The following is a 17,139-nucleotide window of genomic DNA, read 5'->3' on the forward strand; positions in this document are numbered from 1 at the left end:
CCCCTGGGCCGCGGTAGTGCAGCGTCGTCTCAGCGTCTGCCCCAGTCCCACGGCGGTGTGGTCAGCAGGCCCTGGCCGGCGACGCGTGTCTCACCTCACTGTTTGTAGAGCTCGATCTCGACGGCGCGCCCGGCCGGGCCGGCCTCGGCGATCGGCACGGCGTCGAGGAACTCCAGCAGTGCGGGGGAATGGGTCACCACCACGACCTGCGTCCGTGCCGCCGCGGAGCGGATCAGCGACGCGAGCGGTCGGACCACGTCGGGATGCAGGGAGGTCTCGGGTTCGTTCAGCACCATCAGCGACGGCGCTTGCGGGCTCAACAGGGCGGCGGCCCACAGCAGGAACCGCAATGTGCCATCGGACAATTCGGCCGCAAGCAACGGGCGCAGCATCCCGGGCTGCCGCAATTCGAGGTCGAACAGCCCGTCGTGGACGGCGACCGACACCTCGGCACCGTCGAATGCGTCCGCGACGGTGCGGCTCAGGTCATCGAACCCGGCCTCGAGGATCGTCTGAATCGCGGCTGCCAGATCGCCGCCGTCGTCGGCGAGCCCGTGGGCGCGGCGCACCAGCGTGGCGGGGTCCGCGGCACCGGCCCGGCGAACAACGCCTCCCGCTTGATCTGCGGGTCACGGGAGAAAGCGGAGTCCGGCCCGGCCGACTGCGGCAACCCGAGGTCGATCAGATAGCCGAAATCCTCAGCGGCAAAGCCCAGCTCGAGTGACCGGCCGGGTGCGCACCGTGCCCTCGGCGTTTCCGGTCCTTCGGGCCCCGGTCAGCTGCTCGGGACCGGCCCACAGCACCGACTGCAGCCCGCCTTCTCGGGCAAGTGAGGCGATCACCTCGCCGCGGCCGCAGTCGGCCAGCAGCCGCAACGCGCGGTACAGCGACGACTTCCCGGTGCCGTTGGCGCCGGTGATGACGGACAGCCCGCCCAGCGGCAGGACGACCTCGCGCAGTGAGCAGTACCCGCGGATCGCAACCGTCTGCAACATGGCGCCGACTGTACGGTTGGCGACCGTCAGGCGCGTCAGTCGCCGTCGGCGACCTCGAGGAGTCGAACCTCCTCGAGGTCCATCTCCTCCTGCAGCTCGCGCAGCACAATGTCGTCGATGAGGTTCTGGTTGCGCAGTGCGGTGATCTCCCGGCGCTTGTGTTCGAGCACCCCGAGGCGCACCCGCCGGACCACGTCGTCGCGCTCGACGAGCTCGGTGGCTCCCGAGCCGTCGTTGGCGAGCACCAGCGCGGCGCGTTCCTCGTAGTCCTTGCGGATGCGGGCCAGCAGGTCCTCGTCGACTCCGAGTTTGTCGGCGACCAGCGGCAACGCCGCCAGCGCGGCTTTGGTGCCGCGGCTGCGGGCCAGCTGCAACTCCGCTTCGAAAGCGACATCCTCGGGCATCCGGGCCCAGCGGACCACGGCGGGTAGCGTGCTGCCCTGCACGATGACCGTGACCAGGATCACGACGATCACGACGAAGACGAGCAGGTTGCGGTCCGGAAACGGGGCGCCGCTCAGGGTGGTCATCGGCACGGCCAGCGCCGCGGCCAGCGACACCGCGCCGCGGAATCCCGCCCAGGCGGTGACGAAGCGCATCCGCCAGCCGACGCGGCGGGCGCGTTGCAGATCGCGGCGATCGAGCAGACGGATGAGCACGGGGGTGATCTCGCCCCAGAAGATTCGGGACCCGATCACGACGCCGGTGATCGCGAGCGCGATGTAGGCGGCGTGTCGAAGTCCGCCCTCGACGCCGGCGATGCCGCGCAGCGCGCCCGGGATCTGGACCCCGACGAACACCCACAGCGAACCGTTGATCAGGAAGGTCGCGATGTCCCAGAAGGCGTATGACTGCAGCCGCGACCGCGCCCGGATCACCACCGGCCCGTAGTAGGTGAGCATCAACGCCGACACCCCGACCGCGACCACCCCGCTGCAGTGCAGCGACTGGGCCAGCAGGAACGCCGCGAACGGGGTGAGCAGGCTCAGGGCCCCTTCCTCGAGCGGCGCGTCGAGGCGGCGGCGCACCTTGGTGACCAGCCCGCCAACCACGATCCCGGACACGATGCCGCCGACGTAGGAGCCGACGAACCGCACGACCAGGTCCAGCGGGCCGACCGCGGCGCCGCCGATCGCGACGTGCACGGTCAATGCGAACAGCACCAGCGCGGTCCCGTCGTTGACGATGCTCTCGGCGCGCAGCACGGTCAGCGACCGGCGCGGCAGCCGTTTGCCCAGACCGGCGACGGCGGCGGCGTCGGTGGGGGACAGCACGGCCCCGAGGACGGCCGCCGCGTGTGACTCCATGCCCAGCGCCCGCGCCGTCCAGGACACCGCCACCGCGGTGGCGATCACCAGGGCGATGCTGAGGAACACGATGATGCGCGCGTTCTTGCGAATCTCCCGGAAGCTGGTGTTCAGGCTCTCCCAGTAAAGGATCGCCGGCAGGAACAGCAGCAGCACGATCTCGCCGTCGATCCGCACGTCGCCGAACCGGGGGATCAACCCCAGCAAACCGCCGAGCAGGATCAGCAGCACCGGCGGGCCGACGCGGTAGCGATGCCCAAGGACCGTGCCCACGATCACCGCGGACACCAGCGCAACGATGACGACGAGGCCAAACACTCAGTCCATCCTGCCGGAACCGCCCGGATCCCGCATGGCGGGTTGGCCGGGGTCGGCGCCGGGAGTTCTCCCGCCGCCCGCCCGAAGTCGCCGGCCGTTCACCTTCGCGAAGCCCGCCAGCCACCGAAACGGGCACCGTCAGGAGGGGTAGCAACCGCCGCGGCCGTCTCGGTACCCGGCTGCGGCTCGGCGCCGGGCGGCGATATTAGGCTGCAAGGGAAATGGGGGTACACGTGCTGCTGGCGAAGATCAGGCTGCTGGTGACGGTCGTCGTGCTCGTCTCATCAGCGGCTTTGGGCTGCTCGTTTCAGTCCAGGACCCCTTCGTCGGACAAAACTCTGCAGGTCTCGATGGACGACGTCCTGCACAAGGACAACATCACTCAGAACGTCACGCTCGGCGTCGGCAACACGCTCACGGTGAAGCTGGGCTCGAACTACTCGACCCCCTACCGGTGGCAGGCGGACGCACGCATCGGCGATTCCTCGATCGTCCGGCAATCGGGCCACCGGTACGTGCAGCCGACGACCGACCGGATGGGGGCGCCGGGCACGGAGGTGTGGACGTTCGACGCGCTGAAGCCGGGCACCACGACGGTCACCACCTACTACTCGAGCTTCGTCGGCAAGGACAGCAAACCGGCGTGCACCTATACCGCGATCGTGACCGTGCAGTAGGGGCCGGCGCGGCGGTCTCGGGCGACCCTCAGGCGGCGGAGACCTGGCGCCGCGTGGCGTAGACCTCGGCGAGGAACTGCTCGACGGTGACCGCCGTGTGCGCCGCGCGGGCCGAGCCGAAGATGTCGAAGGCGTGCTGGGTGAGGGGCAGCTCGGCGTAGACCACGGGCTGTCGGCTGACCGGCCGCAGCGCGCCGACGAAGGCACGTGCCTGTTCGACCGGAACGAGCGAGTCGTTGCGGCCGTGCAGGACGAAGAAGGGAGGAGCGTCGGCGGAAATGTGGTTGACCGGCGACGCCGTGCGGTAGATCTCCAGGTGCGTGGAGGGCCGTTCCTTCATCACCGATTTCACGAGGAGCCCCGGCATCATGGGGTGCATCGCGTCGTTGAAACGCGTGAAGTCGTAGACGCCGTAAAACGGCACGGCGGCCTGCACCCGGGTGTCGGCGTCTTCGAACCCCGGCTGAAACCGCGGGTCGTTGGGCGTCAGGGCCGCCAGCGCGGAGAGGTGACCGCCGGCCGAGCCGCCGGTGATGGCGACGAAGTCGGGGTCGCCGCCGTATTCGGCGATGTGCGCTTTGACCCAGGCGAGCGCGCGCTTGACGTCGACGATGTGGGCCGGCCAGGTGTTGCGCGGGCTGTGCCGGTAGTTGACCGCCACACAGATCCAGCCTAGCTCGGCCAGGTGGCTCATCAGCGGATGGGCTTGTCCGCGTTTGTTTCCCAACGTCCACGCCCCGCCGGGGATCTGGAAGAGCACCGGCGCCCTGCCGGCCGGGTCGAGGTCCGGGCGCCGCCAGATATCGAGGTGGTTGGCGCTGCCGTATTCGCCGTAGCTGATGTTGGAGTCGTGGGCGTAGTCGCGGTAGATGCGCATCATCCGCAGCACTCCCGGCGCCTTGGCGGTGCCGCTGCCGGCCGGCCGGCGCCACAGGTTGCCCGACTCGGTCAAACGGTCGGGTCCCAGCCCGCTGTCCAGCGCCGCGGCCAGCGGGACGTTCGCCTTGTGGCCGGCGCGGCTGAAGTTCAGCAGGCCCAGCGCCGAGATGGTCGCCACCACCCAAGCGGCCGCCCGCACGGGCCGGTCCAGGCGGCGGGCGGTCGCCACGAGCCCCCCGAGTTGGCTGACCAGGGTCTGCAGTGGCAGCTCGGTGACCACCAGGCCGAACATGAACGAGAACAGCGACAGATAGCCGCGGCGCGCCAGCGGCCGGTAGGCGTTGAGGGTGGACACGGCGGTCACCGCCGTCACGACCAACGACCCGATCTGCCTGAGGACGTGGACGACTCGAGCTTCGCGCATGCCGACACCATACGAGGCGGCCCGCGACCCCGGCCCCGGGTCCCGTCGTTTTCCGGGTCTCACACCAGCACGGACTTGGGCATCACGGTGGGCTTGACCCCGTACCGCGGGCCGCTGAAGCCCGGTGACTTCCCTGAGGTGGCCATGGCCGGCATGCCGGCCGGAACTGCCGTGGCCTCGGCGTCGGGTGCGACGGCCCAGCCCGATCCGTCCAGCGCCGCCGCCGCGGGCTCGGCGGGCGGGGCCGCCGCCGACCAACTGGCCGGCACCGACAGCGGGCCCACCGTGGACGCCTGCCCGAGCCCCGCCAGAATCGGCGGGCCGGCCATGCCCGTCGCCGCGGCCGGCTGTGCGGCGCCCACCAGAGCCGGCCCGCCCAGGCCGCCCGCCGCGGCCTCGGCGCCCGCCGCGGCGGCGGCACCCGACGAGGCGTTGAGGGTGTGACCCAGTGACACCGCGGTGGGGATGGCGTTCATGGTGAACCACGCCGACGTGTCGATTCCGCCGTTGATTGCGTTGGCTACCAACGGGATGCTCAGGAAGCTGTCGATCGGGCCGGCCTGCGCGGGTGTGGCGAGTGCGGCCATCGTGCGAGGTGCGGCCGAGATCAGCTGTACCAGCTCGGTCTGGGCGGCCGGGTTGGCGATCGCCGACGGAGAGGTCAGCGGGTTCAGGAACGCCGCCCGCGCCGACGAGGCGGCGTAGCCGTACATGGCGGCGGCGTCCTGGGCCCACATCTCGGCGTACTGGGCCTCGGTCGCCATGATCGCCGCCGTGTTGAGCCCCAGCAGGTTTGTCGCGACGAGCGCAGCCAGCTGGGTCCGGTTGGCCGCGATCTGTGGCGGCGGAACGATCATCGCGAAGGCCGTCTCGAAGGCGGCCGCCGACGCCGTGGCCTGCGCGGCCGCGTGCTGGGCGTGCGCGGCGGTGGTGTTCAGCCACGCCACGTACGGCTGGACGGAGGCGGTCGCCGATGCCGACGCCGGACCCGTCCATTGATCACCGGTGAGCTCGGCCATCACCGACTCGTAGCCGGCCGCGGTCGTGCTCAACTCCGCGGCCAGGGTGTTCCACGCCGACGCGGCGGCCATCATGGGTGCGGCGCCCGCACCGGCGTACATGCGCGCGGAGTTGACTTCCGGGGGTAGCGCTCCGAAATCCATTGTGCTGCGCTCCTTTCGATTTGCTTCGGTTGGCCTGGGTTTTCAGACGCCCGCCGGGCGTCCCATCACGGTGGGTTTGACCCCGTAGCGCGGGGTGCCCAGGCCGCCGGCCTTGCCGGACGCGGCGACCGCCGGCATCCCGGCGGGCACGGCCGTCATCGCCGCGCCGTGGGGCGGCGGGGCGGTCCAGCCGGCCAACGTCGCGGCGCCGGGACCGACCGGCGGGGCGGCCGGTCCCGCCGCCCAGCTGGGCGGCACCGACAGCCGCCCGACCGTGGCCGCCTGGCCGAGACCGGCCGCGATCGGCGATCCGCCGAAGCCCGCCGGGCCCGCCGCGGTCAGGGCAGGCCCCGGGCCCGCCGCAGCAACGGGGCCGGCGCTAAGGCCCCCCTCCTGCGTGGGAAGCAGCCCGCCGGCCGCCATGTTGAGCAGGTCCGACGCGGCGGAGGAGTAGTTGCCCGCCCCGATGTTGACGATATTGGCGAAACCACCCGACAATCCCGCGGGTATGACCTGCGCGCTGGTCCCGTTGACGGCACCGGAGACCGCCGACAGCGGCGACGCGGTCGCGACGGAGTTGGTGGACTCGGTGACCGCGTAGGCGGCGGCGCTGGTTCCCAGGGTTTTCACGAACAGCTCGTGGATCGCCGTGGCCTGGGCGCTGATGGACTGGTACAGGTTGCCGTACGCCGTGAAAAGCGCTGCCTGCAAACCGGATACTTCGTCGGTGCCCGCGGGCGCGAGGCTCGTGGTCGGGACCGCCACGGCGGTGTTCTGGTCGGCCAGCGCGGAGCCGAGGGTCTGCAGTTTGCCGGCCGCGTAGGTCAGCGCTTCGGGGTGGGTGATCACGAACGACATCGATGTCTCCTTTGTGCTTCCCCCGAGATCGTGGAGGGTTCCTTAAGCCGCTTCTGGCATCTGACAGTTTTCCCTGATCTCGTAGTTGACAGGCGATAGTCCGTCTGCGGCGCTGTGTCGACGCTGGTGGTTGTAGAAGGTGTAACACCAGTCGATGACCACCGCCTGAGCTTGAACAGTATCACGGAAACGGTTGCGGGACAACACTTCCCATTCCAACGAGGAGAAGAACGCCTCAGCCGCGGCGTTGTCGAAGCACGACCCGACCCCCCCATGGATTGGCGGATCCCCAGCTCAGCACACAGCTTGGTGAACACCCTGGCGGTATAAGTGCTGCCACGGTCGGTGTGGAAAATGACCCGCTGCTCAAGTTCGTCGCGCCAGATCGCGTCGCGGCCACCACGGGCCGCCACGGCCATCTTGATGGCCGCACAGGCCAGCTCGGCGTCTGGGTGCAGGCCCATTGCCGCGCCGAGCAGCCGCCGGCTGTACAGGTCGATCAAAGTCGCCAAATACAGCTTCCCGGAGTCGGTGGGAATCTCCGTCATGTCACTGACCCATTTGCAGTTCGGTGCATCGGCGGTGAAGTCCCGTTTGACCAGGTCAGCGAACTTCGGTGTGGTCTTGTCCTGCTTGGTCAACCCGTTGCGGCGCTTCTTGGGACGCGCCACCAGCTGCTGGCGGCGCATCGACTCGGCGACCGTGTTCACCGACACCGTCCAGCCCTCATCGCGCAGATCGTCGACCAGTCGCGGGGAACCATGCAAGCCCTTGGCCTTAGCGAACGCCTCGGCGACCGCCACATCCAGCTCGGCGCGGCGCCGATCAGTGTCGATGTGCAGCCCGTCGGGGTCCTCGGCGCGGCCCAGCCACTTGTAGAACCACGCCAGGCTGACCTGCAGCGCACGGCATGTAACATCATGTGGCACAAGATATTTGGTCCTCTGGTCGGCGATGAAGCGTGGCACGCTCACTTCGTCGCCTCCTTCACCCACAGGACCACTGATCGCTTGAGGACATCACGTTCCATCCGCAGCTCGGCGTTCTCCGCCCGCAAACGCTTCAGCTTGGCCAGATCGTCCTTGGACAACTCCCCACGGCCCTCGCGCTGCTCCTGATCCTGGGCAACCCAGTTCCCCAAGGTGCCCGGATTCATGCCCAGATCGCGCGCCACCGCCGCGATCGGCTTACCCGTTTCCCGCACGATCCGCACAGCCCCCATCCCGGAACTCACGGTCATACTTCTTCCATTTCTCTGACATCACTACCCCTTATAGCTGATGCCTCTACGGTCTCGGGGGAACCTCACCTTTTTATCCGGCCTTGCAGCGAAAACGGGACGGGAAGCGCACCGCCGGAGGCGTCGGCGCCTCACCACCGGTTGCCGACCACCGCGCGAGCAAATCCCGACGATTCGTATTGTTCTCGGCCGAATGCGGATTTGGCAGCTATTGCCCGCCGGACACGCGAGTTTTCGGGACGCGGGCTCGTCAGGGCCGTCGCGCACGCACAAAACGCCGACCTCTGACGACGTTGTCAGAGGTCGGCGCAGCCAACTTTCAGAAGAGGCCTGTTATGTTGCCTCGGCCCGGCTCTCCAGGGCTTTGACCGGGGCGGGGTCGTTCTCGGTCAGCCCGACCTTCGACGCCCCGCCCGGCGAACCGAGCTCGGCGAAGAAGTCGGCGTTGATCTGGGTGTACTCGCTGTACTCGGCGGGCAGATCATCCTCGTAGTAGATCGACTCCACCGGGCACACCGGCTCGCAGGCACCGCAGTCGACACACTCGTCGGGGTGGATGTAGAGCATCCGCGCGCCCTCGTAGATGCAGTCGACGGGGCATTCCTCGATGCATGCCTTGTCTTTGATGTCGACACAGGGTTCGGCGATCACGTATGTCACAAGAGGTTCCTTCCTAATCAGCGGAACGGCTGTCAGCCGTGGGCTATCCGCAGTAGCTCGGACAGGTTGGCCAGCTTGGCGCGGGGGCGACCGTGGGCCTCGCCGGCCTCGCGCTCGAAGCGGTCGATCAGCTGCCAGTGCTCGGCGGTGACCAGCTGCGGCTGACGCGAGGCCAGCCACTCGGCGAGTTCGTCGGAGTAGTCGGTGCCGTGCTCGGCCTGACCGGATTCGCGCGCCGCTTGCAGGTCGGCGAGCAGGGTGTCGACGGTCTCCTGCGAGCACTTCTTGTTGGTGCCGATCACCCCGGACGGGCCCCGCTTGATCCAGCCGGCCACGTATTCGTTGCGGCTGCCGTCGATCCGGCCGTTGTCGTGGGGGATCGTCCCAGACCTGTCGTCGAATGCCACGCCCGGGATGGCCACCCCTCGGTAGCCGACCGAGCGCACCACCAGCTGCGCGGGCAGCTCCTCGCGTGCGCCGGTGTCTTTGGCCACCATCCGGCCGTTGGCGTCGGTGACGAGCTCGTTGCGGCCCAGCACGATGCTCTCGACCCTGTCGGTTCCCTTGATCTCGATCGGAGAGGTGAAGAACCGCAACACGATTCGCCGCTTATCGGGATCGACCGTGCGGCCGGCGTACTCGCGCAGGATCTTGATGTTGTTCTTGGTGATCTTGCCGGCCGCGGCGGCGTCCTCGTCGGTGATGTTCTCCAGGTCGGCGGGGTCGACGACCACGTCGACGCCCTCGAGCTCGCCGAGCTCGCGCAGCTCCACCGTCGTGAACGCGGCTTCCAGGGGGCCGCGGCGGCCCACCAGCATCACTTCCTTGACGCCGCACGGGCGCAAGGTGTCCAGTGCGTGGTCGGCGATGTCGGTGACGGCCAGCACGTCGGGCTTGGTCACCAGCATGCGGGCGACATCGACGGCCACGTTGCCGTTGCCCACCACAACGGCGCGGGCCCCCGACAGGTCCGGCGCCATCTCCGCGAAGTACGGGTGCGCGTTGTACCAGCCGACGAAGTCCGTTGCGGCGACGCTACCGGGCAGGTCCTCGCCGGGAATCCCCAGCGCGCGGTCCGACTGGGCGCCGACGGCGTAGATCACCGCGTCGTAGCGTTCCGCGAGCTCGGCGGCCTGCACCTGCTCACCGACCCGCACGTTGCCGAAGAAGCGGAAACGGGGGTCCTCGGCGGTCTTCTCGAACTGCGCGCTGACGGACTTGATCTTGGGGTGGTCGGGGGCGACGCCGGAGCGCACCAGACCCCAGGGAGTGGGCAGCATCTCCAGCATGTCGATGGCGACATCGAAATTCTCGGAGCTGTCGGCGGCCTTCAGCAGCGACGCTGCCGCGAAGAATCCCGACGGACCGGAACCCACGATGGCGACGTGGTAGGGACGTCCCCGGTCCAGCGTCTGTGTCTGTGCCTCATTGGTTGGACGGGTCATGGTGTCCATGGTGGTAGTAGCGACAGGCCGCGAGTAGAGGTTTCGATGTTGTGGTGTCACAAGCTATCGTTGTGTCAACCATGCCGCTCAGCCCCCGCATGCCCGATCTGGCCTCGTTCGAGGTGTTTTTGGCGATCGCCGAAACGGGCAGCCTCGGGCGCGCCGCCCGCGAGCTCGGGCTGACCCAGCAGGCCGTGTCGCGGCGGCTGGCCTCGATGGAGGCCCAGGTGGGGGTGACGCTGGCGGTCCGGACCACCCGGGGCTCACAGCTGACGCCGGCCGGTGTGATCGTCGCCGAGTGGGCGACCCGCCTGCTCGAGCTCGCCGGCGAGATCGACGCGGGCATGAGCTCGCTGCGCAAGGAGGGCCGCGAGAAGATCCGGGTGGCGGCCAGCCAGACGATCTCCGAGCAGCTGATGCCGCACTGGCTGGTGTCGCTGCAGGCTGCGGCGGCCCGGCGCGGCGGTGCGTTGCCGCAGGTGATCCTGACCGCCACCAACAGCGAGCATGCGATCGCCTCGGTGCGCGACGGCACCGCCGACCTGGGCTTCGTCGAGAACCCGGGCCCGCCCAAGGGGCTGGGCACCGCTGTGGTGGGCCATGACGAGCTGGTGATCGTGGTGCCGCCCACCCACAAGTGGGCCCGGCGGTCGGGGGCCGTCACCGCCCGCGAGCTCGCGGAGACGCCGTTGGTCGCCCGCGAACCCCATTCGGGCATTCGGGATTCGTTGACCGCGGCGCTGTGTCACGCGCTGGGCGACGACATGCGGCAAGCGCCGCCCGTCTTGGAGTTGACCTCGGCCGCGGCGATGCGCGCGGCGGTGCTGGCCGGGGCGGGCCCGGCGGCGATGAGCAAGCTGGCGGTGGCCGACGACCTGGCGGTCGGGCGGCTGCGCGCCGTCCACATTCCCGAGCTGGACCTGCGGCGGCAGTTCCGGGCCATCTGGGTGGGCGGGCGCACCCCGCCCGCGGGGGCGATACGCGACCTGCTCAGCCACATCACCTCGGTCGGGCCGAAAAAGTGACGTGGGGCGGCGGGCGTCAGGCCGCGGTTTCCTCGGCCAGCGCCTGCTCGTAGCGGTCCAGCAGCGTCTCGGCGACCAGCGGGTGCGCGCCCAGCGGCGCCGCCATCGGGATGCCGTTCTCGCGCGCGTAGGTCGACACGCGGTCGGTGATCAGGCCCGGCGCCAAAAACCACGGCGCCACGAGGACCCGGCGGGCGCCGCGGCGCCGCAACCGGTGAACGGCCTGGGGCACTGACGGGTCGGGCCGGGTCGCGAAGGCGATCGTGGCTCCGGCCCAGCGGGTGCCGGCGGCCAGCATGGCGGGCACCTGCGCGGTGCGCGCGTTGACCGCCGCGTGCGACGAGCCGATCGCGACCACCACGACGCCGAGTTCCTCGTCGTGCGGTGACACCCCCACCTCGGCGAGTCGTTCGCGCACGACCGACACCAGCCGGGCGTCCTCACCGAGCACGTCGGCCTGGCGCACGCCCAGCGCGCCGGCCTCCGCGACCTGCTTAGGGATGTCCAGCCGCGCGTGGTACGCGCTGGCCAGCAAGAACGGGCTGATCACCGCGTCACGGCCGTCGGGCAGGCCGGCCAGCACGTCGGCGAAGTGCGGCGCGTTGAGCTCGAGGAACCCCAGCCGCACGTCAAGCCCCGGCCGCAAGCTCCTCAGCTGTTCGGCCACAGCGTGCGCGTTGGCGGCCGACCGTGGATCGCGGCTGCCGTGCGCGGTGAGGATCAGCGTGCTCACGAGCTATGCAGCCCGCATTCGATCTTGCCCTGGCCCTGCCAGCGTCCGCTGCGCGGATCGGCGCCCTCGGCGGGCTTGGCGGTGCAGGGGGCGCAGCCGATCGAGGGGTAGCCCTCGTCGACGAGCGGGTTGACCAGCACGCCGTGCTTGTCGATGTAGTTCTGCATGTCCTCGTCGGTCCAGGCGGCCAGCGGGTTGACCTTCACCAAGCCGAACGCCTCGTCGAAGCTCACGAACGGGGCGTTGGCGCGGGTCGGGGCCTCCACACGGCGGATGCCGGTAACCCAGGCGGAGTAGCCGCTCAGCGCCTTACGCAGCGGAACGACCTTGCGTAGGCGGCAGCACTCGTTGGGGTCGCGGGAGAACAGGTCCTTGCCCAGCAGCTCGTCCTGCTCGGCCACGGTGTGCTCCGGCGTGACGTTGAGGATGTGCACGTCGTAGACGGATTCGACCGCGTCGCGGGTGCCGAGCGTCTCGGCGAAGTGGTAGCCCGTGTCCAGAAACAGGATCGGCACGCCGGGGCGCACCTGGGCCGCCAGGTGCACCAGCACGGCGTCCTGCATGTTGGAGGCGACGATGTAGCGGCTGGTGGACCAGTCGCGCGGACCCTCGGCGGGACCGAAGTGCTCGTCGGTCCAGCGCAACATGTCCTCGGCGCTGGCGCCGTCGAGCTCGGCCGCGCCGCGCTCCGCCAGCTCACGCAACTGCTCCTCGGTGAAGTTGTTCACCACTTCGGTCATTTCGTTGTGTCCTTCAAGTCGTGAAAAGTGGGCTGGTCGTCGTGTTATCGGAGGTCGGCTTCCTCGGCGCGCAGCGCCCAGTTGGCGAACCGCTCGCCGTCCTCGCGCTGCTCGAGGAACTTGCGGGTCACCCGGTCGATGTAGTCGCCGAGCTCTGCGCTGGTGACCTTGTGCTGGCGCAGCTTGCGGCCGAAGTTGCTTTCGTCGCCCAGGCCGCCACCGAGGTGGACCTGGAAGCCCTCGACCGAGGTGCCGTCGCCGTTGTCGATCCACTGGCCCTTGAACCCGATGTCGGCGACCTGGATGCGGGCGCACGAGTTCGGGCAGCCGTTGAGGTGGACGGTGATCGGCACGTCGAGCTTGTCGTTGACGTCGGACAGGCGCTCTTCGAGCTCGGGGACCAGCGACTGGGCCCGCACGCGGGTCTCGGCGAACGACAGCTTGCAGAACTCGATGCCGGTGCAGCCCATCGTGCTCTTGCGCCAGTTCGAGGGGTTCGACGGCAGGCCGAGCTTGTCCAGCTCGGTGACCATGTAGTCGACCTTGTCGTCGGGCACGTCGAGGATGATCAGCTTCTGGAAGGGGCTGAACCGGGCCCGGTCGGAGCCGACCTCCTCCATGAGGTCGGCCACCTTCTGCAGGATGGTGCCCGAGACGCGCCCGGCGATGGCGGCCACGCCGATGGCATTCTTGCCGTTCTTGATCTTCTGCACGCCGACGTGGTCGATCGGGTGCTTCGCCGGCTCGGGTGCCGGGCCGTCGATCATCTTGCGCTTGAGGTACTCGGTCTCCATGACCTCGCGGAACTTCTCCACGCCCCAGTCCTTGACCAGGAACTTGATCCGGGCCTTGGCGCGCAGCCGGCGGTAGCCGTAGTCGCGGAACACCGCGGTGACGGCCTCCCAGACGTCGGGGACCTCGTCCAGCGGGACCCACACGCCGACGCGCTGGGCCATCATCGGGTTGGTCGACAGGCCACCGCCCACCCACAGGTCCATGCCGGGGCCGTGCTCGGGGTGGTTGACACCGATGAACGCCACGTCGTGGGTCTCGTGGGAGACGTCCTGCAGGCCCGAGATCGCGGTCTTGAACTTTCGCGGCAGGTTGGCGTAGTCGGGGTTGCCCAGGAAACGGCGGATGATCTCCTCGATGGCGGGCGACGGGTCGAGCACCTCGTCGAGCGAGTCGCCAGCCAGCGGGCTGCCGTGGATGCCGCGGGGGCAGTCGCCGCAGGCCTCGATGCTGGACAGGCCGACCGAGTCGAGCCGGCGCCAGATCTCGGGGATGTCCTCGATCTTGAGCCAGTGGTACTGCAGGTTCTCCCGGTCGCCGATGTCGGCGGTCTCGCGGGCGAACTCGGTGGAGATCTGGCCCATGACGCGCAGCGTGTTGGCCGACATCGGCTTGCCGTCGGAGCGCACGCGCATCATGAAGTACTTGGACTCGAGCTTGTCGATGTTCTCGTCGCCGGTCCAGCCGCCGTCATAGCCCTGCTCGCGCTGGGTGTAGAGGCCCAGCCACTTGAAACGGAACCGCAGGTCGGACTTGTCGATGCTGTCGAAGCCCTCTTTGGCGTACTTGTTGATCACCCGGTCGCGCGCGTTCAGCGGGCCGTCGTCGTGCTTGATCTGCTCGGCGTCGTTGAGAGGGTCGCGGCTTCCCAGCGCCCACTGGCCTTCATCTCGAGTCCTGGCGGGACGGGCTGTGGTCATATCGTCTCCTTCTCGAACATCGCCGGCGATGGATTACCGGCCTAAACCGCGCGCCGCACAGGTGATCATTTGGGCTGCACACCCCGCAGCACGCGCCTAAAAGCAGGCTAGCTCGACTTCAACAATTATGTTTGTCGGCAAGAGTTGCCCGCAGGCACAACATTGGACCTACGGGTCACAACATTCATGGTGCGCCGGTCAACAGCAGTTTAGTAGAGGTGTCCTTGTTGTGAGCCCACAAACCGACGTTGTGTGTGCGGCTTCACGTTGACGTTGGGACGGTTGTGCGTGACGTTGATCGGGGGCAGCGGAAGCGTTTGCCGGGCAATCGTTTTCGGCGACCGTGACCGTCATCTGGTCTCGGCGTCGCCGGTGTCGCCGGGGGGCGATCGCCGCCCAGGGCATTACTCTTGGAAAATGGCACGGTAATCGACTCCCAGTAGGCTCGCGTTTTTAACGGGGACGTGGGCCCTGGCTGAAAGGTTCGTATGAGCGCCGACACTGTTCACGACGTGATCGTCATTGGTTCGGGTCCCGCGGGTTATACCGCGGCGCTTTACACCGCGCGGGCGGAGTTGGCGCCGCTGGTGTTTGAGGGGACGTCGTTTGGTGGCGCGTTGATGACGACCACCGAGGTGGAGAATTTTCCGGGTTTTCGTGAGGGGATCATGGGCCCGGCGTTGATGGATGAGATGCGCGAGCAGGCGTTGCGGTTCGGGGCCGATCTGCGCATGCAGGACGTCGAGGCGGTGTCGTTGCGGGGTCCGGTCAAGACGGTGACTGCTGAGGGGGTCACGCATCGGGCGCGGGCGGTGATCTTGGCGATGGGGGCTGCGGCGCGGTATCTGGGGGTGCCCGGGGAGCAGGAGTTGCTGGGCCGGGGTGTGAGTGCGTGTGCGACTTGTGACGGGTTCTTTTTCAAGGAGCAGGACATCGCGGTGGTCGGGGGTGGTGACTCGGCGATGGAGGAGGCGACGTTTTTGACCAAGTTCGCGCGCAGTGTGACGTTGGTGCATCGCCGCGAGGAGTTTCGGGCGTCGCGGATCATGTTGGATCGGGCGCGGGCCAACGACAAGATCCGGTTTTTGACCAACCACACCGTGGAGGCCGTCGAGGGTGGGGACACGATGACGGGTTTGCGGGTGCGTGATGTGGTCAGTGGGGCGGAGTCGACGTTGCCGGTGACGGGAATGTTCGTGGCGATCGGGCATGATCCGCGTTCGGAGTTGGTGCGGGACGTGCTTGAGGTCGACCCGGAGGGGTATGTCCTGGTGCAGGGGCGCTCCACGGCGACTTCGATCGAGGGGGTGTTCGCCTGCGGGGATCTGGTGGACCGCACCTACCGGCAGGCGATCACCGCGGCCGGCAGCGGCTGCGCGGCGGCCATCGACGCCGAACGCTGGCTCGCCGAGCACGTGAGCACCAGCGAAGCCGCAGACGGCGATGCGACCGAGATTCCGGACAACACGTTGACGGGGGCCCTCAATGACTGACAGCACGGTGGACGTGACCGACGCGTCGTTTGCCACGGAGGTGCTTTCCAGCGACAAGCCTGTGCTGGTTGACTTTTGGGCGACCTGGTGCGGTCCGTGCAAGATGGTGGCCCCAGTGCTCGAGCAGATCGCTTCTGAGCAGGGCGAGCAGCTGACGGTGGCCAAGCTCGACGTCGACGCCAACCCGCAGACCGCCTCCCAGTTCCAGGTGGTGTCGATCCCCACCATGATCCTGTTCAAGGACGGGCAACCGGTGAAACGGATCACTGGCGCCAAGGGCAAAGCGGCGCTGCTGCGCGAGATTTCGGAATTCGTGGGTTAACTGTCGATGACCGACACCGCCCGAATCGCCTCGGCGAGGATTTCGGTGACGACCTCCGGCCGGTGATCAGCGGCGCGTGATCGACCGGGTGTGTCCGCGTGTGGGCGTTCACGCATTCGGCCATGAACTTTTGGGTGGCCCGGTTGATCATCCGGTCTTCCTCGGCGATCAGCTACCAGGCGGGTAGCTCCTTCCATCCGGGTTCGGGCACCGGCGTCCGGATGTACGCCGCGGCGATGGGCCGCGGCGAGCACTGCGTGTTCCCGGTCGCCCGTGTGCTAGGCAAAGGCGTTAATGGAAGCCGGCTCAGCTCGACCCGTCGGCCCATGCTCCGTGGGCGAGGATAACAGTGGGTTGCGCAACCCATAATTCTGGCACGTCGCCGCCGGCGGGTCAATCGCGTGCCGGAGCGCATAGACTCGGGCGCCATGGCCGCTGTTCCGCTGGACATGCGGGAGCGTTTGGAGTTCTGCGACCTGCCCGACGAACTCGCCCCTCCGTTCCCGCCCTGATCGAGGGCTGGACCGCGCACGATCTGGCCGCGCACGATCTGGCCGCGCACGTGGTGTTGCGGGAACACGACGCCCTTGCCGGCTTGCCGGCCCGTGCCTCGTGCTGCCCGGTGCGTTCGCGCGGTTCGCCGAGTGCACCGGTCGGCGCTGGCCGCGCGCCAGGATTTCGCGTCGCTGGTTACGCGGGTCCGCTCCGGACCGCCCGTCGGGTTCTTGCGCATCGGGGTTAGTGCGTGCGATGGCGAATCTCAACGAGTTCTTCGTCCATCACGAGGACGTGCGGCGGGCGAACGGGCTCGCGCCGTGTCTGCTGGCGTCGGACATGGATGCGGCGTTGTGGCGCAACGTGGGTCGCGGCGGCCGGTTTCTCGGCAGGGAGGCTTCGCGGTGGTGAGCTCGAGGTGGTGTGGGCCGCTGCCGGCCGGCGGGTCGTGGCGCGGGTCGACGTCAGCGGCGCCTCGGAAGCCGTTGCGGCGGTGCGTCGTACGCACTTCGGCATGTGAGCGCAGTGGGCCAGGCCCGGTCACATCGGCCACACGTGCACCTGGCCGAGGCGACCGGCGTTTTGCCCGCCTCGGAGCGACAACCGCGCGGCGGCCGGATTTGTCGCTCCGAGGCGGGCACATCGGACAACCC

The 17,139-nt window shown here is 68.7% G+C and carries 14 protein-coding genes and 3 pseudogenes; 5 read left to right on the forward strand and 12 right to left on the reverse strand.

Annotated elements, in window-relative coordinates; genetic code table 11:
- Positions 1-29: 29 nt before the first annotated feature.
- Together AB8998_RS11790 and AB8998_RS11795 are read right to left on the reverse strand one after the other, a co-directional pair.
- Positions 30-995, reverse strand: a pseudogene (locus tag AB8998_RS11790) (AAA family ATPase).
- Between the two features lie 35 nt (positions 996-1,030).
- Positions 1,031-2,620: a Na+/H+ antiporter gene (locus tag AB8998_RS11795; RefSeq protein WP_369738138.1), complete on the reverse strand. Its 1,590-nt coding sequence runs from the start codon at positions 2,618-2,620 to the stop codon at positions 1,031-1,033.
- 221 nt (positions 2,621-2,841) lie between these two features.
- Here AB8998_RS11795 and AB8998_RS11800 point away from each other — a divergent pair, with 221 nt between their 5' ends.
- Positions 2,842-3,297, forward strand: coding sequence for a protease inhibitor I42 family protein (locus AB8998_RS11800; RefSeq protein WP_369738139.1), 456 nt, complete (start codon positions 2,842-2,844; stop codon positions 3,295-3,297).
- A gap of 28 nt (positions 3,298-3,325) precedes the next feature.
- Here the strand turns inward: AB8998_RS11800 and AB8998_RS11805 are convergent, their stop codons facing one another.
- The 7 genes and pseudogenes from AB8998_RS11805 to AB8998_RS11835 all read right to left on the reverse strand — a co-directional run bounded on the left by AB8998_RS11805 (position 3,326) and on the right by AB8998_RS11835 (position 9,966).
- Positions 3,326-4,600, reverse strand: a complete 1,275-nt coding sequence (locus tag AB8998_RS11805) for an alpha/beta hydrolase fold domain-containing protein (protein WP_369738140.1) — start codon at positions 4,598-4,600, stop codon at positions 3,326-3,328.
- Between the two features lie 59 nt (positions 4,601-4,659).
- Positions 4,660-5,763 (reverse strand): PPE family protein, encoded by a 1,104-nt coding sequence (locus tag AB8998_RS11810; protein WP_369738141.1) that lies wholly within the window; start codon positions 5,761-5,763, stop codon positions 4,660-4,662.
- A gap of 42 nt (positions 5,764-5,805) precedes the next feature.
- Positions 5,806-6,621, reverse strand: coding sequence for a PPE family protein, SVP subgroup (locus AB8998_RS11815; protein ID WP_369738142.1), 816 nt, complete (start codon positions 6,619-6,621; stop codon positions 5,806-5,808).
- Between the two features lie 42 nt (positions 6,622-6,663).
- Positions 6,664-7,595: pseudogene (locus tag AB8998_RS11820) on the reverse strand (IS3 family transposase).
- On the reverse strand, positions 7,592-7,861 hold the full coding sequence (locus AB8998_RS11825) for a transposase (RefSeq protein WP_369738143.1): 270 nt from the start codon (positions 7,859-7,861) through the stop codon (positions 7,592-7,594). Before AB8998_RS11825 ends, AB8998_RS11820 begins: the two are co-directional and overlap by 4 nt.
- A 333-nt stretch (positions 7,862-8,194) precedes the next feature.
- Positions 8,195-8,521 (reverse strand): ferredoxin, encoded by a 327-nt coding sequence (gene fdxA / locus AB8998_RS11830; RefSeq protein WP_369738144.1) that lies wholly within the window; start codon positions 8,519-8,521, stop codon positions 8,195-8,197.
- 32 nt (positions 8,522-8,553) lie between these two features.
- Positions 8,554-9,966 carry an FAD-dependent oxidoreductase gene (locus AB8998_RS11835; protein ID WP_369738145.1) on the reverse strand — a complete coding sequence of 471 codons (1,413 nt, stop codon included), beginning with the start codon at positions 9,964-9,966 and terminating at the stop codon, positions 8,554-8,556.
- Between the two features lie 80 nt (positions 9,967-10,046).
- On the opposite strand from AB8998_RS11835, the gene AB8998_RS11840 reads away from it, so the two are divergent.
- Positions 10,047-10,991, forward strand: a complete 945-nt coding sequence (locus tag AB8998_RS11840; RefSeq protein WP_369738146.1) for a LysR family transcriptional regulator — start codon at positions 10,047-10,049, stop codon at positions 10,989-10,991.
- 16 nt (positions 10,992-11,007) lie between these two features.
- Here the strand turns inward: AB8998_RS11840 and AB8998_RS11845 are convergent, their stop codons facing one another.
- Genes AB8998_RS11845 through AB8998_RS11855 form a run of 3 tightly spaced genes read right to left on the reverse strand, consistent with a single transcriptional unit; the run spans position 11,008 to position 14,176 of the window.
- Positions 11,008-11,724, reverse strand: a complete 717-nt coding sequence (locus AB8998_RS11845; RefSeq protein WP_369738147.1) for a sirohydrochlorin chelatase — start codon at positions 11,722-11,724, stop codon at positions 11,008-11,010.
- Entirely contained in the window at positions 11,721-12,464 is a 744-nt protein-coding gene (locus AB8998_RS11850) for a phosphoadenylyl-sulfate reductase (RefSeq protein WP_369738148.1), read from the reverse strand. The genes AB8998_RS11845 and AB8998_RS11850 overlap by 4 nt, the downstream gene beginning before the upstream one ends.
- Positions 12,465-12,508: 44 nt before the next feature.
- Positions 12,509-14,176, reverse strand: a complete 1,668-nt coding sequence (locus AB8998_RS11855) for a nitrite/sulfite reductase (RefSeq protein WP_369738149.1) — start codon at positions 14,174-14,176, stop codon at positions 12,509-12,511.
- A 488-nt stretch (positions 14,177-14,664) separates the two neighbouring features.
- Here AB8998_RS11855 and trxB point away from each other — a divergent pair, with 488 nt between their 5' ends.
- From trxB to AB8998_RS11870, 3 genes and pseudogenes are all read left to right on the forward strand, one after another.
- Complete coding sequence (gene trxB, locus AB8998_RS11860; protein WP_369738150.1) at positions 14,665-15,669, forward strand: thioredoxin-disulfide reductase; 1,005 nt, start codon at positions 14,665-14,667, stop codon at positions 15,667-15,669.
- Entirely contained in the window at positions 15,662-15,991 is a 330-nt protein-coding gene (trxA, locus tag AB8998_RS11865; RefSeq protein WP_369738151.1) for a thioredoxin, read from the forward strand. Before trxB ends, trxA begins: the two co-directional genes overlap by 8 nt.
- 428 nt (positions 15,992-16,419) lie before the next feature.
- A pseudogene (locus tag AB8998_RS11870) lies at positions 16,420-17,006 on the forward strand (TIGR03085 family metal-binding protein).
- Positions 17,007-17,139 lie beyond the last annotated feature (133 nt).

It is taken from the genome of Mycobacterium sp. HUMS_12744610, assembly GCF_041206865.1.
In the GTDB taxonomy this organism is placed as follows: domain Bacteria; phylum Actinomycetota; class Actinomycetes; order Mycobacteriales; family Mycobacteriaceae; genus Mycobacterium; species Mycobacterium servetii.

Coding starts and splice junctions, on each gene's coding strand:
- AB8998_RS11840 (WP_369738146.1), top strand. CDS start 10,047: ATGCCGCTCAGCCCCCGCATGCCCGATCTGGCCTCGTTCGAGGTGTTT.
- trxB (WP_369738150.1), top strand. CDS start 14,665: ATGAGCGCCGACACTGTTCACGACGTGATCGTCATTGGTTCGGGTCCC.
- AB8998_RS11810 (WP_369738141.1), bottom strand. CDS start 5,763: ATGGATTTCGGAGCGCTACCCCCGGAAGTCAACTCCGCGCGCATGTAC.
- AB8998_RS11815 (WP_369738142.1), bottom strand. CDS start 6,621: ATGTCGTTCGTGATCACCCACCCCGAAGCGCTGACCTACGCGGCCGGC.
- AB8998_RS11800 (WP_369738139.1), top strand. CDS start 2,842: ATGGGGGTACACGTGCTGCTGGCGAAGATCAGGCTGCTGGTGACGGTC.
- AB8998_RS11835 (WP_369738145.1), bottom strand. CDS start 9,966: ATGACCCGTCCAACCAATGAGGCACAGACACAGACGCTGGACCGGGGA.
- AB8998_RS11805 (WP_369738140.1), bottom strand. CDS start 4,600: ATGCGCGAAGCTCGAGTCGTCCACGTCCTCAGGCAGATCGGGTCGTTG.
- AB8998_RS11825 (WP_369738143.1), bottom strand. CDS start 7,861: ATGACCGTGAGTTCCGGGATGGGGGCTGTGCGGATCGTGCGGGAAACG.
- trxA (WP_369738151.1), top strand. CDS start 15,662: ATGACTGACAGCACGGTGGACGTGACCGACGCGTCGTTTGCCACGGAG.
- AB8998_RS11855 (WP_369738149.1), bottom strand. CDS start 14,176: ATGACCACAGCCCGTCCCGCCAGGACTCGAGATGAAGGCCAGTGGGCG.
- AB8998_RS11850 (WP_369738148.1), bottom strand. CDS start 12,464: ATGACCGAAGTGGTGAACAACTTCACCGAGGAGCAGTTGCGTGAGCTG.